We start from the raw sequence: 15,513 nt of genomic DNA, 5'->3' as shown, positions 1-15,513 counted from the left end.
TCAATCAATCCCTCAAGATGCCCCCAGTCTCTCCTGAGCGTCTCCGCCGCTTCCGCCGCGTCCCAGCGCCTCACCAGCGCCGGTGAAGGGGTATTTACGGATTAGGTCTGAGACCTGCAACCCCCATTTTGAAAAAACTTCACTTTTCTCGGCAGAAACTTACACATCTTAATAAAAACAACATGTTAGCTTTATAACTTCCCCTTCCACCTCAGGAATTTAAGGTTTGAAGGGCAGGATCGAATGGCCTTTCGGCGGAATCGTACCCAATGCTTGGTATGCCCGCAGGAAGTGGGCCAAGAAAATGCCGCCCGAGTCTCCCCGTGCGGCACAATCATTGTACATGGCGTGTGCTTATTTCAGGTCGAAGCGGTCTGCATTCATCACCTTGTTCCAGGCCGAGACAAAGTCGCAGACGAATTTGCCCTCTGCGTCAGCTTGGCCATAAACCTCGGCCAGCGCACGCAGTTGAGAGTTTGAGCCAAAGACCAGATCAACCCGGGTGCCCGTCCATTTGACCTGACCGCTTGCCCGGTCACGGCCTTCATAAACACCTTTGCCCGACGGCTTCCATTCTGTGCTCATGTCAAGCAGGTTGGTAAAGAAGTCATTGGTCAGGGCTCCGACGCGATCGGTAAACACACCGTGTTTGGTGTCACCGAAGTTCGCACCCAGAACACGTAGGCCACCGACAAGCGCTGTCATCTCAGGCGCGGACAAGGTCAACAGTTGGGCCTTGTCTACCAGCAACTCCTCTGGCGAAACCGAATAGTCGCCTTTCTGGTAGTTGCGGAAGCCATCTGCGATGGGCTCCATAACCGCAAAGCTGTCGGCATCTGTCTGGTCTTGGGTCGCATCGGTGCGGCCCGGAGTGAACGGAACCTCAACGTCCTGACCTCCGGCCTTGGCGGCCTGCTCGACACCGACGTTACCTGCCAGAACGATCACATCTGCCAGCGAGACTTTCTTGTTGCCCGACTGTGCATCGTTGAACGCGGCCTGTACGCCCTCAAGCGCGGCCAGCGCCTTGGACAACTTCATCGGCTCATTCACATCCCAGTCCTTTTGCGGCGCAAGGCGAATGCGTGCGCCGTTGGCACCGCCGCGTTTGTCCGACCCGCGGAAACTCGACGCCGAGGCCCATGCGGTCGAGACCAGTTCGGACACCGACAAGCCCGACGCCGCGATCTTGGCTTTCAGGTCGGCCACATCCGCGTCGTCGATCAGGTCGTGATCCACGGCGGGGACGTTATCCTGCCAGATCAGTTCTTCGGTCGGGGCTTCCGGCCCGATATAGTTCGAGCGCGGACCCATGTCGCGGTGGGTCAGTTTAAACCAGGCGCGGGCGAACGCATCTGCGAATTCATCCGGGTTCTCGTGGAAGCGTTTCGAGATCGGGCCATAGATCGGGTCCATGCGCATCGCCATATCAGCGGTGGTCATCATGGTCTTGACCTTCTTGGACGGATCGTGCGCTGCCGGCGCCATGTCTTCTTCTTTGACGTTCACCGGCTCCCAGATATATGCACCCGAGGGGCTTTTGGTCAGGTTCCAGTCATAGCCGAACAGCAGATCGAAGTAACCGTTGTCCCATTTGATCGGGTTCGCGGTCCATGCGCCCTCGATCCCCGAGGTCGTGGTGTCGTCTCCCTTGCCCGAACCAAACTTGTTGATCCAGCCAAAGCCCATCTCTTCGATCGGAGCGGCCTCAGGGTCCGGCCCAACCAGATCGGGATCACCCGCGCCATGCGCTTTACCAAAGGTATGACCGCCAGCCACCAGAGCGACGGTTTCCTCATCGTTCATCGCCATCCGGCCAAAGGTCTCGCGGATATCCCGGCCCGAGGCCAGAACATTCGGCTCTCCATCCGGGCCTTCAGGGTTCACATAGATCAGACCCATCTGAACGGCGGCCAGCGGGTTCTCCAGATCGCGCTCGCCCGAGTAACGGCTGTGCGGATTCTCTGTCGGGGCCAGCCATTCGGTCTCCGAACCCCAATAGATATCTTCCTCGGGTGCCCAGATGTCTTCGCGACCACCGGCAAAGCCAAAGGTCTTGCCGCCCATGGATTCAATGGCGCAGTTGCCCGCCAGGATCATCAGGTCAGCCCAGGAGATCTGGTTGCCGTATTTCTGCTTGATCGGCCACAGCAGACGACGCGCTTTATCAAGGTTGCCGTTGTCGGGCCAACTGTTGAGCGGCGCGAACCGCTGGTTCCCGGTAGAGGCCCCACCACGACCATCCGCTGTCCGGTAGGTCCCGGCGCTGTGCCACGCCATACGGATGAACAGACCGCCATAATGACCATAGTCAGCAGGCCACCAATCCTGCGAATCCGTCATCAGCGCGTAGAGGTCTTCCTTCAACGCTTTCATGTCCAGCTTCTTGAACGCTTCGGCATAGTCGAAGTCAGCGCCAAGGGGATTCGACACCGAAGTGTTCTGGTGCAGAATCGAAAGGTTCAACTGGTTCGGCCACCAGTCTCGGTTGGACCGGGTTCCAGCACCGTGCATCACAGGGCATCCGCCCGACTTAGGGTTATCACTTCCGTCCATAACGATCTCCAATCCTGGCTGGGTTCCGGCAGGTTCGCGCGGTTAAAACTCGGTCGATCAAGAACACATATAGATGACACCAATATCCGGCCCAAACGCACAAAAAAGGGCGTGCGTCTTAGGCGCGGACGATCAGCGACTCTTTGCCTTGTCATTGCAGGTTCTATCAAATTCAAACCATGCAAATAAGTTTTGTTTATGGATCGAAGCGATAAGGAAAAGCTATCACTTATCGATCAGCCATTTGCTAGCTATCGTTGATCAGAGACTCCAGCCCCACCCGGTAATTCGGATAGTGCAGCGTCACGCCAAGCTCATCCTTGATCCTGTCATTTCTGACGCGCTTGTTTTCATTGTAAAAGCTGCGGGCCATCGGGGTCAGATCGGCCTCATCAAAAGGCACGGCAGGCGGAAGGGGCAGACCTTGCAGCTCGGCCGCATAGGCGATCACATCCTGCGGCGGAACGGGCTCGTCATCGCAAACATTGTAGATCGCGCCGGGATTTGGGGCAGCCATCGACGCCACCAAAACCTGTGCAATATCTGCGACGTGGATTCGGGAAAAGACTTGCCCGGGCTTGATAATACGACGCATCCCAACGCGTTTGAGCTTGGAAAACGGGCCGCGACCCGGTCCGTAGATACCAGCCAGACGAAAGATATGCGTCGGCAGTCCCGGTATTTCCTGCCATTGGGACTCGGCCCGCATTCTCCACCTTCCGCGCTCGGCTGTTGGTGCAGGTGGGGTTGTCTCATCAACCCAGCCGCCCTGATGATCGCCATAGACCGCCGTGGTGGACAGATACCCGACCCATTCAAACTGCGAAGCGCGCTCTGCGATCTCATCCCGCAGGGCCGCCAGAACAGGATCGCCCTGCGCAGTCGGAGCCGTCGAGATCAGCAGATGCGTGACCCCGTTCAGGTCCGGCGTCTGGCCGGGCCAGACAACAGGTTCGGCCCCCGATGCCTTCAAAACCGGTGATTGCGCAGGGTCCCGCGTGGTGCCCAGAACCCGCCAGCCCATCGGCTTCAACAGCCGGGAAACTTCCTGCGCCGAATAGCCGTGACCAAACGAAAAAAGAGTGCCTGTCATGCCGCCCTTGATGATCTGCAAACTCGGCAGATGCAAGCTTGGGTGCCGAGATACTTGATTCGAATCCCTCAATGCGCCTTTCTTTTAGGCATGAGCACCAAAACACCTGACCTGCACACCGCCTATGCGCTGGAGTCGCCAGAGGATCACAAGCGGCTTTATGCAGAATGGGCCGGCGATTACGACGAAGGGTTCGCCGCGCGCGAGGACTATCAACTGCATGTCCACACCGCGCGGGCTTTTGTCAGCGCCGGAGGCCAAGGCCCGGTACTGGATGTTGGCGCGGGAACCGGGTTGTGCGGCGCCGTTCTTGCCGGTTTGGGCGTTGGCCCCATAGACGCCACAGATATCAGTGCCGAAATGCTGGACCGCGCCATGCGCAAGGATATCTACCGCGATGCGATCGAAGCTGATCTAAACAAAGGTATCCCCGTGCCGCGTGAAAGCTATTCCGGCGTCGTATCATCCGGCACTTTCACCCATGGCCACCTTGGGCCAGAAGCCCTTCCCGCATTGCTACGCGTCGCCCGCCACGGGGCGCAGTTCGCGCTGTCTATCAATGCGCAGCATTATGAGAAATTGGGTTTCGCAGAAGCCCTGCATAAGATGGCGCAGGGTCAGATTCAAAACCTGACTCTGACCGAAGTCCCCATCTACGGCGATCTGGCAGTTGGTCCAAACAAGGACGACACAGCCCTGATCGCCCTGTTCGAGCGTGTCTAGCGCCCCTTCCAGACCGGATCACGCTTTTCGGCAAAGGCACGCGCCCCTTCCAGATTGTCCTCGGACCCATACAGCGTATCGACGGTTGGCAACTGCCGCCTCGTGATCCGGTTCATGACGTCCTGGAACTTGGAATCCTCGGCCTCTCGCACGATCTCTTTGATCGCTGCATAAACAAGCGGGGGACCGCTAGCCAGAAGACGCGCCAGCTCCCAGGCGCGATCCATCAACTGATCAGACGGCACGATCTCGTTGATCAGGCCCCAGTTCTTTGCTTCGTCGGGGTTGAACCAGCGCCCGGTCAGCAGAAGCTCCATCGCGACATGGTAAGGGATACGCTTGGGCAGCTTGACGCTGGCGGCATCCGCCACCGTACCTGACCGGATTTCCGGCAGGGCGAAGCTTGCGTGATCGGCGGCAATGATCATATCCGCGCTCAGGGCCAATTCCAGCCCACCCCCGCACGCGATGCCATTAACGGCCGCGATGACCGGCTTGTTCATATCGCGCAGCTCTTGCAAACCGCCAAAGCCGCCGACGCCATAGTCACCGTCAACCGCATCGCCGTCTGCTGCAGCTTTTAGGTCCCAGCCGGGGCAAAAGAACTTGTCTCCACCACCGGTAATAATGGCGACCCGCAGGTCTGGGTCGTCGCGGAAGTCGCGAAACACGTCCCCCATCACGCGGCTGGTGGCCAGATCAATCGCATTTGCTTTTGGCCGGTCCAGTGTGACCTGCAGGATCGCGCCCTCGCGCTTGGTTTTGACCGGGTTCATGAGCTTGCCTTTCGGATCAGAGCATCCACCGCTACCGCCCCGTCGGGGCTGCAGATGAGCGGATTGATTTCAACTTCGCTGACATGGGCTGCATTGGCAATGACATAGGCTTGCACCGCATCAACCGTATCCAGAATCGACTGCATGTCCGCTGCCGGTTTGCCGCGGTAGCCATCTAGCAAGGGCGCGCAAGCCAGTCTGCCCAGCGCCTTGCGGACCGCCTGACGCGACGATGGGATCAACGAAGAGACCGAGTCCCTCAGAATTTCCGTCAGCACTCCACCCGCGCCCATCGTCAGCACGTAGCCATGAGCCGGATCGCGCGTCACGCCGATCAGCAGTTCAGCAACCCCGCTTGGCGCCATTTCCTCGATCAGAATCTCCGCCGTTCCAATCTCGGAAGCGGCGCGGGCCACGTCCTCAGGGTTCACGTTCAGCCGAACGGCCCCCTGATCGGATTTATGCGCCAGACCGACACCTTTGACCGCAAACGGACCCGCCATTTTCTCGGCCGACTGCCGTGCCAGTTCAGGCTGCGTTACGACGCTTTTCGGCACTCGTACACCGAATTTCGCGAGGGCCAGTTTCGCCTCAGCCTCGGTCAGAATGACATCCGGATCGGCAGAGGACGGCATCAGAACAGGGTCTGCTTGGGTATCGAATGATCGGGATGCGGCTTCAACGGCCGCCAGCGCTTCGTGCAACCCTGCAAAGGGCACTACGCCTCCGTCCAGCAGCCGTTGGGCAACATCCTCGGGCATCAATTCCGGCAAAGTAGCAGTCACCGCAAACGGGCGGCCCGAGCGTGCCACGCAGTTCAAGGCAGCTTGAGTAGCGCAATTCCAATCTGTCGAATCCGTGTGGGGATAATCGACGATTGCCATGGTCAAACCCTGCTCTGGGCCTATCATGGCGGCCCATGCCCGCGTCATGGCCTCGGTGTCGCGCCAGATATACGTGTGATAGTCCAGCGGGTTCGCCAGAGCCACCATTGGCCCCAATGCGTCTCTCAGGTCGGCCCGTTGCGTCGAAGACAGCGGCGGAAAATGCAGATCCCGGCTTGTAGCCATATCTGCGGCAAGACTGGCCTCTCCTCCGGAACAGCTAATGGTGCCCAAGCCTTTGCTGTCCAGCCCTCCGGTCACATGCAGCAGCTTGAGACACTCCAAAAAGCTCGGAATGTCGTCCAGCCGCGCGATTCCCAACCGGTCCAGCAAGGCCTGCGCACCTGCATCGCCACCAGCCAAGGATGCCGTATGCGAGATCGTCGCCGCCTGCGCATGAGCAGACCGGCCCATCTTGAGCGCAACAATCGGTACACCCCGAACCCGCGCTTTGCTGGCCAAAGCCTCCCATTTGCGCAGGTCACCGAAACCTTCGATATGCACGCCAATGGCTGTGATGCGTTCATCGTCCAACAGAGCCAAAGCAATATCGGCCTGATGCGTCTGAGCCTGATTTCCGCAGGTCAGCATAAAGGCCAACGGCAGGGCACGGCGCTGCATCGTCATGTTGATGGCAATATTGGAACTTTGCGTCAGGATCGCGACACCCCGATCCACGGGACGCATTCCGTGCTGATCGGGCCAAACGGCCACGCGATCCAACCCGTTCACGAATCCATAGCAGTTCGGGCCAAGGATCGGCATATCCCCCGCTGCCGCGATCAACTGTTCCTGAAGGTCCGCGCCTGCGTCGTCTTCGGCCTGCGCCTCAGTAAAGCCCGAGGCGAAACAGACCGCGCCTCCTGCGCCCATCGCGGACAGGACCTCAACCGCTTGAATTGTGGCATGCCGGTTTATTCCGACAAATGCTAGGTCAGGCGGCGATGGAAGCGACTCTAGTGAACCGAAGGCCTTTTCCCCGGCAACCTCAGCCGCCTTGGGATGAACGGGCCAGATATCGCCCTTGAACCCGAACTTGCGTGCCTGCTGAATAACCGAGGCACACCACGCCCCACCCCCGATCACGGCGATGGACTTGGGGGTTAGCGCACGGGCCAGCGCTGCGGTCATGCGCCCAGTGCCCGCAGCAGATCGCGGCTGATGATGTGGCGCTGAATTTCGCTGGTACCGTCCCAGATGCGTTCCACACGAGCGTCCCGCCAGAACCGCTCCAGCGGGTAGTCATCCATCAGACCCATGCCGCCATGCACCTGAATCGCCGCATCCGTTACTCGCGCCAGCATTTCCGAAGCATAAAGCTTGGCCGAGGCGATCTCGCGGTTGGCAGGCAGCCCGTTGTCCAGCCGATCAGCGGCGGCGAGGGTCAGCAGGTCCGCGGCATCAATCTCGGTGATCATATCGGCGATCTGGAACGAGACGCCCTGAAACTTGCCGATCTTCTGGCCGAACTGTTCACGCGTGGCGGCATAGTCCAGCGCATAGTCGAACGCCCGCCGCGCGCGCCCCACAGACATGGCAGCAACGGTGATCCGCGTGGCATAAAGCCATGTGTTCATCACCTCGAACCCGCCATCGACCTCACCCAGAACCTGTGCATCCGGCAGGCGGCAATCATCGAAATCCAGCACCATGTTCTTGTATCCACGGTGGCTGACCGACTTGTATCCGTCGCGGATCGTGAAACCGGGGGTGCCGCGATCCACCAGAAAGGCGGTGATACGCTTTTTGGGGCCTTTCGGGGTTTGATCCTCGCCGGTTGCGATGAAGACAATGATGAAATCCGCATGTTCCGCGCCCGAGATGAAGTGCTTGGTGCCATTGACCACCCAATCGCCGCCATCCCGCACGGCAGCACATTTCATCCCCCGCACGTCCGAGCCCGCACCCGGTTCGGTCATCGCCAGCGCGTCCATCTTTTCACCGCGCACGGCGGGCATCAGATAGCGGTCGATCTGATCGCCCTCACAAGCCATCAGGATGTTCTGCGGACGCCCGAAGAAATGGTTCAGCGCCATCGACCCGCGGCCGAGTTCCCGCTCAACCAGCGCGAATTCCAGATGGTTCAGCCCCGCGCAACCAACACTTTCCGGAAAATTGCAGGCATAAAATCCCAGCTCGATCGTCTTGCGCTTGATCTCGTCGGCGATCTCCTTCGGCACCTCACCCGTGCGTTCGACCATGTCTTCATGCGGGTAGATTTCGTTTTCAACAAAGCTGCGAACGGTTGAAACGATCATCTCTTGTTCGTCGGACAGGCCGTATTGCATTTGGAGTCTCCACATCTGAGGTTGCACATATCCTGACGCGGGTTGATCTTTTTATCGTGCGGAAATAGTCATCAGATATGCAGAAATGGACCAAATCGCCCTCTGCACCGCAGCAATTCGGGGTGCTTCTGTTCGACGGGTTTTCAAACCACTGCCTCGCCAACACGGTCGAGCCACTGCGCGCGGCAAACACGATTGCCGGACAAAAACTGTATGACTGGAGCTTTCTGTCGCTGGATCGCGCGCCCGTGACGTCCTCTTCAGGTTTGCAGGTTGCACCGCACCAGACCCTTCAAGACGCACGCGGGGATATTCTGTTCGTCATGCCTTCTTACGGGTTCCGGGCGCATGGCGGGTGGCGCACCCTGGCCGGGTTGCGCGCTTGCGCTAGTCGTTATGCAAAACTGGCCGGATTGGACACCGGAAGCTGGCTGCTGGCGCTGGCGGGGCTACTGGACGGTCACCGCGCCACGATCCACTGGGAAGAACTCAACAGCTTTACCGAGCGGTTCCCGGACATCGACACAAGGCGCGAGCGGTACGTCATTGACCGCAACCGCATCACCTGTTCCGGGGCCATGGCCGCCTTTGATCTGGTCCTGCACCTAATCGGGCAGGATCACGGGCAAGCCCTCGCGCTGGAGGTGGCGCAGTTGTTCATGACCCGCGATTCTGCACGCTCGCATTCCGGTGGAGCAGGGGCGACCAGCGGGTACGTGAACAAGGCGCTGGCATTGATGCAGGAGAATCTGGAAACGCCGCTGGCTATCACCGAAATCGCCCGCCGCGTTGGCCGTTCGCACAAGGCTCTGTCCGTTCGAATGCACGCGGAACTGGGCGCGGGGCCAGCGCAGGTCTACCGCCGCCTGCGCCTGAACCTTGCGCGCAAGCTGGTCGCCGAAACCGACCTGACGATTGCAGAGGTCGCTCTGCGGGCGGGCTATGACGATCCCAGCGCGCTGACCCGGGCATTTCGGGCCGAATTCGGCGTCACGCCACGCGCGTTACGAGCCAGCTAGGTATACATTTGCTTCTTGAAGGCACGCGTTCGGGTCGTCGCGTCAGCCGATCCATCGTGATACGTGCCAAACCACTTATCGAACGGGATTTCGGACGTGCCATAGTTGCACTCGAAATACCGGTGGTGGAGCTGGTGAAAGAAATCCCCGGCACGGGCAGCATCCGTGTCTCCGGCCCTGAGCTTTTCAAACCCTGAATGCGACAGCACCGGGCTGATCTGCTGAAAATAGGTATGAAACAGCAGGTGCAGCGGGTGCGACAGCACGATCAGGTGAATGAAATAGGTCGTGAAGTACAAAAGGTTCTCGTACCAGTGGTTGGAAATGCCCGACCATGGCCCGATGTTCACGTTACGATGGTGAACCGCATGGACGTGCTTATATAGCTTCGGGTGATGTTCCAGCCGGTGAACCCAGTAGAAATGCAGCCCTGACCACATCGGGATGAACAGCATCCACACCACACACCAAACCGGCGCACTGGCCCATGTCACGGTCGGCACGTATCCGTTCGCCATCGCCCAGTAGATCACCCACTGATAAACGGTGGCGACCGTCATCGCGCTGCCCAGCGTCCACCAGATGTTATCCCAGACCTGATTGCGGAATGTGAAGTTGCCGTTGTTGCGAGTCAGGTCCCGGCGATCGAATTTCTTATACATGCCCTGCCCTTTGCGCATGTACAGCCACCAATGAAGGCCACCCGCGACCAGGATCTGCGGCACCATGTTCAGCAACCAGATGCGGAACATCCAGCCGGGCGCGAAACTCTGCATCGTTTCCAGCGCAGGGAAGAAAAACGCGTAAGCCGTCACCGCCAGAACCATGCAAAGCGTCAGTGACGTGATCTGCAGCCAAGCGCCACTATACCATTGCAAAACGGCTGCTGGGCGCGGCGGCCAGTTGAATAATGGGTTCAATCCCACCGGCCCGTCAGGGTGGTAATGCCAACGGGCGGCTTCGGGGTCCTGAGACGCGTTGGTCATCGCGGCCTCCTGCTTATGTGGCGTAGTCTGAACCTTCGGCATCCAGCAGAGATTTGATCTCTCGCAGGTGCGCTTGGGCCTGATCGGGATAGTCGTCCAGCTCTTGCGCGGTCTTTTCGGCAATCTCGTCCGACAACACGCGCAAGGGCTGCCCGGTTTGAAGCGCGCGAATGTACGTTTCGGCTGCACGTTCAAAATAATAGAGTCTGTTAAAGGCATCCGCCGGGTCGCTGCCGATGACCAACACCCCATGATTGCCCATGATCATGACCTTCTTTTTCGGGTCCGAAAGCATGGCAGCGCAGCGCTCACCTTCGGTTTCAAAGGCCAGTCCGCCAAATTCCTCATCTATCACATATCGGTCGTAGAAAGTTGCCGTGTTCTGGTCGATTGGCGGCAGGGTACTGTCAGCAAGCGAGGCGAGAACCGTCGCGAAAATGGAATGGACATGCATCACACAGCGCGCATGGGGGCAGCGTCTGTGGATAGACCCGTGCAAGCCCCATGCTGTCGGGTCGGGGGCGCCGGGCTGGGTCATGACATCCGGGTCGTTTGCATCCAGAAGCAACAGGTTCGACGCCTTTATCCGAGCGAAATGCATCTGGTTGGCATTCATCAGAAACTGCGTTCCGTCTGAATTGACCGCCAGGCTGAAATGGTTGGCCACGCCCTCATGCATGTTCAACCGTTCCGTCCACCGGAAAGTCGCGGCAAGGTCAACGCGCTCGGACCAGTGGTCGATATTGGGCCGCAGATTGGTGACGCTCATGTCAGGCTCCTGTCGGGTGGTTTTGGACTGCAAAAAGCCTGCCTTCGCAGTGGAAGTTTGACCAACGAAAAAAACGCAAGTAATCCATTGGTAAAACTTATGCTTGAGTTATGCCGATGCAGAAATCTCTTCCTCCGCTGGGGTGGCTGCGGACATTTGAGGCCGCAGCACGCCATCTGTCGTTCACCGGCGCCGCGCGCGACCTGAACATGACGCAAAGCGCGGTCAGTCAGCAAATCAAGTCGCTCGAGGGCTATCTGGGTCAGCCCTTGTTCTTGCGAAGGCCGCGCGCACTGGAACTGACGGAAGCCGGAATAACCTACCTGCCGGTCGTGCGTGATGCGTTCCGAACTCTGGTTCGGGGCACACAGGCCGTCACCGGCACGCAGCAGAATGCAGTGCAGGTTCAGAGCAATATCAGCTTTGCAGTGAACTGGCTTGCCCCGCGACTTCCAAAGTTTAGGGCGCAGCACCCCGAGGTTCAGTTGAACATCTTTACCGAACTCTGGGAACCACGGGAAATGGCCGAGGGCGCTGCGGTTGAAATCCGATACTCTCTGCGCCCCTCCGACACGGTGCGCACCGAGCTGCTGAGGACTGATCACTACTATCCCGTCTGCGCGCCGGAGTATCAGGCTACGCTGGAAACATTGCAGAAACATCCGTTGTTCGATTGCTCGAACCTGTTGTCGAATTGGGAAAGCTGGGTCGAAGAACAGGGCCTAATTTGGGAAAAACCGCCCATCACTTACTCGACAACCTATCTGGTCAGCCTCTCGGTGGCGATGGCAGGCGGCGGGCTGTGCCTGTCACATGATACCATTGCCTGCAGGTTAATTGACGAGGGCAAACTCATCGCGCCCTTTGATCATCGCGCGGCGATGCCCGAAGCCTATTACCTGCTGCTGTCGCCTCAGGCCGAAGAAACACCCGGTGCGCTGGCCTTTGCCGACTGGGTGCGGCGCGAGATTGAAAGCGATCTTCAAGCATAACGGAACGCTCCCGCCCATCGGCGATGCCCGCAGGGGGCATCTTCTCTGGTTGGGCCGGGCAGCGCTGACGCGCTGCGTGACGGTTTTATGATAGCTGTTCGGCAGGGGTTGAACCTTTCCCGCCATTCGGGAAAGTTGGGCCATGGAATACACACCTTTCCCAAGTTGGCCCGATGTCGCCCCCCGTTTGATCGCCGTCGCCGCAGGGCGCGAGGCCGCTGACCTTATCATACGCGGCGGATCGTGGGTAAACGTGCATAGCCGCGAAGTTCTGCCAGATCACGACATCGCCATTGCATCCGGGCGCATTGCCTTTGTTGGACCGGACGCTTCGCATTGCGTCGGACCCGATACCCGGATCATCGAGGCAAACAGTCGCTTTATGCTGCCCGGCCTGTGCGATGCCCATATGCATATCGAATCGGGGATGCTGACACCGGCCGAGTTCGCCCGCGCGGTCATTCCGCACGGAACCACCAGCATGTTCACCGACCCGCACGAAATCGCCAATGTGCTGGGGTTGGACGGCGTGCGGATGATGCATGATGAAGCGCTGCTGCAACCCGTGAATATCTACACCCAGATGCCATCCTGCGCGCCATCTGCGCCCGGTCTCGAAACCACGGGCTATGAAATCAGCGCGCAGGACGTTGCCGAAGCGATGTCCTGGCCCGGCACAATCGGGCTGGGCGAGATGATGAACTTTCCCGGCGTGATCAATGGCGACCCCAAGATGCTTGCCGAGATCGCAGCAACGCAAAATGCGGGGAAAACAGTGGGCGGACACTATGCTTCGCCTGATTTAGGGCCTGATTTCGCGGCCTACGTCGCGAGCGGTCCGGCAGACGATCATGAAGGCACCTGTGAAGCGGACGCCATCGCGCGGGTTCGGCAAGGTATGCGATCGATGATGCGATTGGGGTCGGCATGGTTCGACGTGGAAAGCCAAATCACGGCCGTTACCGAGAAAGGTCTGGACCCAAGGAATTTCATCCTGTGCACGGATGACTGCCACTCGGGGACATTGGTCAATGATGGTCATATGAACCGGGTTGTACGCCATGCCATCGCCTGCGGGTGCGATCCGTTGATCGCGTTGCAAATGGCCACGATCAACACGGCCACGCATTTCGGACTTGAACGAGAGATCGGCTCGATCACTCCGGGACGGCGGGCAGATATCATTCTCAGCTCTGACCTGACCGAACTGCCGATTGAAATGGTCATCGCCCGCGGTCAGGTTGTGGCCGAAGGCGGTACAATCACGGTGGATTGTCCGCATCTCGACTGGCCCGAAACCGCACGGAACACCGTCCATCTGGGGCATACGCTCGCCGCTGGTGATTTTGAGATCGAGGCGCCCGCCGGGGCCAATCGCGTGCAGGCCAACGTGATTGGCGTCGTTGAAAATCAGGCGCCAACCAAGGCGCTCAAGGCCGAGTTGCCGATTATCGAAGGATTGGTGGAAGGCGAAGGTGAGGTCTGCCAGATCGCGCTGGTCGAACGCCATCGCGCGACCGGAGGTGTCACGAACGCCTTTGTCTCGGGGTTCGGCTATCAGGGCAAGATGGCCATGGCGTCCACCGTGGCGCATGACAGCCACCACGTGATCGTTGTGGGAACCGACCGCGCTCAGATGGCTCTGGCCGCGAACCGGCTGGCCGAAGTTGGGGGCGGGATCACCATTTTCCGCGATGGCGTGGAATTGGCCTTGGTCGAGTTACCGATTGCCGGACTGATGTCCGACAGTCCCGCCGCTGACGTGGCGGCCAAGGCTGAACGAATGGTCGAGGCGATGCAGGCCTGCGGCTGTACCCTCAACAATGCCTATATGCAGCACTCACTTTTGGCCCTTGTCGTGATCCCCGAATTGCGGATTTCCGACCTCGGGCTGATCGACGTGCGCACATTTGAAAAAATTGACCTTCTGGAACCACTTGCATGACAATAATAAAAACACCCGACGTGCCCAGCGCCGAGAAGTTTACCGACCCTGCTGCTGCCGTTGCCCGGCTAGAGCAACTGTATGAACAGGCAACGCGCTTTCTGTGCGACAGCTTTGCCCAGGCGATGGAACAAGGCACACCGACCGAACGGTATAGGGCTTTTTACCCTGAAATTCGGATCAAGACCTCGTCTTATGCGCAGGTCGACAGCCGTCTGAGCTTTGGCCATGTTTCCGAACCCGGAACGCATGCAACCACCGTCACGCGGCCCGATCTGTTCCGGTCCTACCTGACCCAGCAAATCGCGCTGTTGATTAAGAACCACGATCAACCGGTGACGATCGGAGCCTCAGATACACCGATCCCGGTTCATTTCGCGGTGGCGAACAATCCCGATCTGGTCGTTCCCCATCAGGGTGCCGCCGGTTTCACACTGCGCGACGTCTTCGATGTTCCGGACCTGACAACCACAAATGACGACATCGTAAACGGTGTTCACGATCACGAAGACGAGGATGGCCCCCTGTCTTTGTTTACGGCCCAACGGGTCGATTATTCGCTGGCGCGTCTGGCCCACTATACGGCAACCGATCCCAGCCATTTCCAGAACCACGTGCTGTTCACAAACTACCAGTTCTATGTGTCCGAGTTCGAGAACTACGCGCGCGAACAACTGGCCGATCCCGATAGTGGCTATATCAGCTTCGTATCGACCGGAAATGTGCAGATCACCACGGCGGATGGAGTTCTGGAACAACCGCTCAAACTGCCGCAGATGCCAACTTACCACCTGAAACGAGAGGACGGGTCGGGCATTACGCTGGTCAATATCGGGGTTGGGCCGTCGAATGCCAAAACCGCTACCGATCACATCGCTGTTCTGCGGCCTCATGCGTGGCTGATGGTCGGTCACTGCGCTGGTCTGCGCAACACGCAGGCGTTGGGTGATTTCGTTCTGGCGCATGCCTATCTGCGCGAAGACAAAGTGCTGGACGATGACCTGCCAGTCTGGGTCCCGATCCCTCCACTGGCCGAGATTCAGGTGGCACTGGAACGGGCCGTGGCCGAGGTCACGGAACTTGAGGGATATGAACTGAAGCGGATCATGCGTACGGGCACCGTCGCCTCGGTTGACAACCGCAACTGGGAACTGCGGGACCAGTCCGGGCCAGTACAACGCCTCAGCCAGTCGCGCGCCATCGCGCTGGATATGGAAAGCGCCACCATTGCTGCAAATGGCTATCGATTCCGCGTCCCCTATGGCACCTTGCTGTGTGTGTCAGACAAACCGCTGCATGGGGAATTGAAGTTGCCGGGAATGGCCTCGTCGTTCTATACCACACAGGTCAGCCGTCATTTGGCGATCGGAATACGAGCGATGGAGCATCTTCGCGGCATGCCGCTGGAACGGTTGCACAGCCGGAAATTGCGTTCTTTCGACGAAACGGCCTTTCTCTGAAGCAAAAAAGCAACGTTTTCCC

General features: G+C 58.9%; 12 protein-coding genes. 5 read left to right on the top strand and 7 right to left on the bottom strand.

Annotated features, from left to right (window positions below):
- Nucleotides 1-354: 354 nt before the first annotated feature.
- Both katG and ACR0B7_RS20680 read right to left on the bottom strand, forming a co-directional pair.
- Entirely contained in the window at nucleotides 355-2,556 is a 2,202-nt protein-coding gene (katG, locus tag ACR0B7_RS20685) for a catalase/peroxidase HPI (protein ID WP_170486535.1), read from the bottom strand.
- 247 nt (nucleotides 2,557-2,803) lie between these two features.
- On the bottom strand, nucleotides 2,804-3,649 hold the full coding sequence (locus tag ACR0B7_RS20680) for an SDR family oxidoreductase (RefSeq protein ID WP_170386769.1): 846 nt from the start codon (nucleotides 3,647-3,649) through the stop codon (nucleotides 2,804-2,806).
- 90 nt (nucleotides 3,650-3,739) lie between these two features.
- On the opposite strand from ACR0B7_RS20680, the gene ACR0B7_RS20675 reads away from it, so the two are divergent.
- Nucleotides 3,740-4,372: a class I SAM-dependent methyltransferase gene (locus tag ACR0B7_RS20675; protein WP_170486534.1), complete on the top strand. Its 633-nt coding sequence runs from the start codon at nucleotides 3,740-3,742 to the stop codon at nucleotides 4,370-4,372.
- Here ACR0B7_RS20675 and ACR0B7_RS20670 read toward each other — a convergent pair.
- From ACR0B7_RS20670 to ACR0B7_RS20660, 3 genes are read right to left on the bottom strand one after another with little or no spacing between them, the layout of a single operon-like run.
- Entirely contained in the window at nucleotides 4,369-5,148 is a 780-nt protein-coding gene (locus ACR0B7_RS20670; protein WP_170486533.1) for a carnitinyl-CoA dehydratase, read from the bottom strand. The genes ACR0B7_RS20675 and ACR0B7_RS20670 overlap by 4 nt on opposite strands.
- Complete coding sequence (locus ACR0B7_RS20665; RefSeq protein ID WP_170577051.1) at nucleotides 5,145-7,163, bottom strand: acetate--CoA ligase family protein; 2,019 nt, start codon at nucleotides 7,161-7,163, stop codon at nucleotides 5,145-5,147. The genes ACR0B7_RS20670 and ACR0B7_RS20665 overlap by 4 nt, the downstream gene beginning before the upstream one ends.
- Nucleotides 7,160-8,320 carry an acyl-CoA dehydrogenase family protein gene (locus tag ACR0B7_RS20660; RefSeq protein WP_170486531.1) on the bottom strand — a complete coding sequence of 387 codons (1,161 nt, stop codon included), beginning with the start codon at nucleotides 8,318-8,320 and terminating at the stop codon, nucleotides 7,160-7,162. The genes ACR0B7_RS20665 and ACR0B7_RS20660 overlap by 4 nt, the downstream gene beginning before the upstream one ends.
- Before the next feature lie 77 nt (nucleotides 8,321-8,397).
- Between ACR0B7_RS20660 and ACR0B7_RS20655 the strand changes: the two genes are divergently transcribed.
- Nucleotides 8,398-9,339 carry a GlxA family transcriptional regulator gene (locus ACR0B7_RS20655; protein ID WP_170486530.1) on the top strand — a complete coding sequence of 314 codons (942 nt, stop codon included), beginning with the start codon at nucleotides 8,398-8,400 and terminating at the stop codon, nucleotides 9,337-9,339.
- On the opposite strand, the gene ACR0B7_RS20650 is transcribed toward ACR0B7_RS20655, so the two are convergent.
- Nucleotides 9,336-10,325 (bottom strand): sterol desaturase family protein, encoded by a 990-nt coding sequence (locus ACR0B7_RS20650; protein WP_170486529.1) that lies wholly within the window; start codon nucleotides 10,323-10,325, stop codon nucleotides 9,336-9,338. The genes ACR0B7_RS20655 and ACR0B7_RS20650 overlap by 4 nt on opposite strands.
- A 13-nt stretch (nucleotides 10,326-10,338) precedes the next feature.
- A complete protein-coding gene (locus ACR0B7_RS20645) occupies nucleotides 10,339-11,094 on the bottom strand; it encodes a class II aldolase and adducin N-terminal domain-containing protein (RefSeq protein ID WP_170486528.1) in 756 nt (251 codons plus the stop codon).
- Nucleotides 11,095-11,210: 116 nt separating this feature from the next.
- Between ACR0B7_RS20645 and ACR0B7_RS20640 the strand changes: the two genes are divergently transcribed.
- The 3 genes from ACR0B7_RS20640 (at nucleotide 11,211) to ACR0B7_RS20630 (ending at nucleotide 15,491) form a co-directional block, all read left to right on the top strand.
- Nucleotides 11,211-12,086, top strand: a complete 876-nt coding sequence (locus ACR0B7_RS20640; RefSeq protein ID WP_170571360.1) for a LysR family transcriptional regulator — start codon at nucleotides 11,211-11,213, stop codon at nucleotides 12,084-12,086.
- 142 nt (nucleotides 12,087-12,228) lie between these two features.
- Nucleotides 12,229-14,031, top strand: a complete 1,803-nt coding sequence (gene ade / locus ACR0B7_RS20635) for an adenine deaminase (RefSeq protein WP_170577050.1) — start codon at nucleotides 12,229-12,231, stop codon at nucleotides 14,029-14,031.
- A complete protein-coding gene (locus tag ACR0B7_RS20630) occupies nucleotides 14,028-15,491 on the top strand; it encodes an AMP nucleosidase (RefSeq protein WP_170386791.1) in 1,464 nt (487 codons plus the stop codon). The genes ade and ACR0B7_RS20630 overlap by 4 nt, the downstream gene beginning before the upstream one ends.
- Nucleotides 15,492-15,513 lie beyond the last annotated feature (22 nt).

This window comes from Ruegeria sp. BB6 (genome assembly GCF_056539385.1).
Note: the sequence above shows the minus strand (reverse complement) of the source record. Positions and strands in the feature narration are given on the sequence as shown.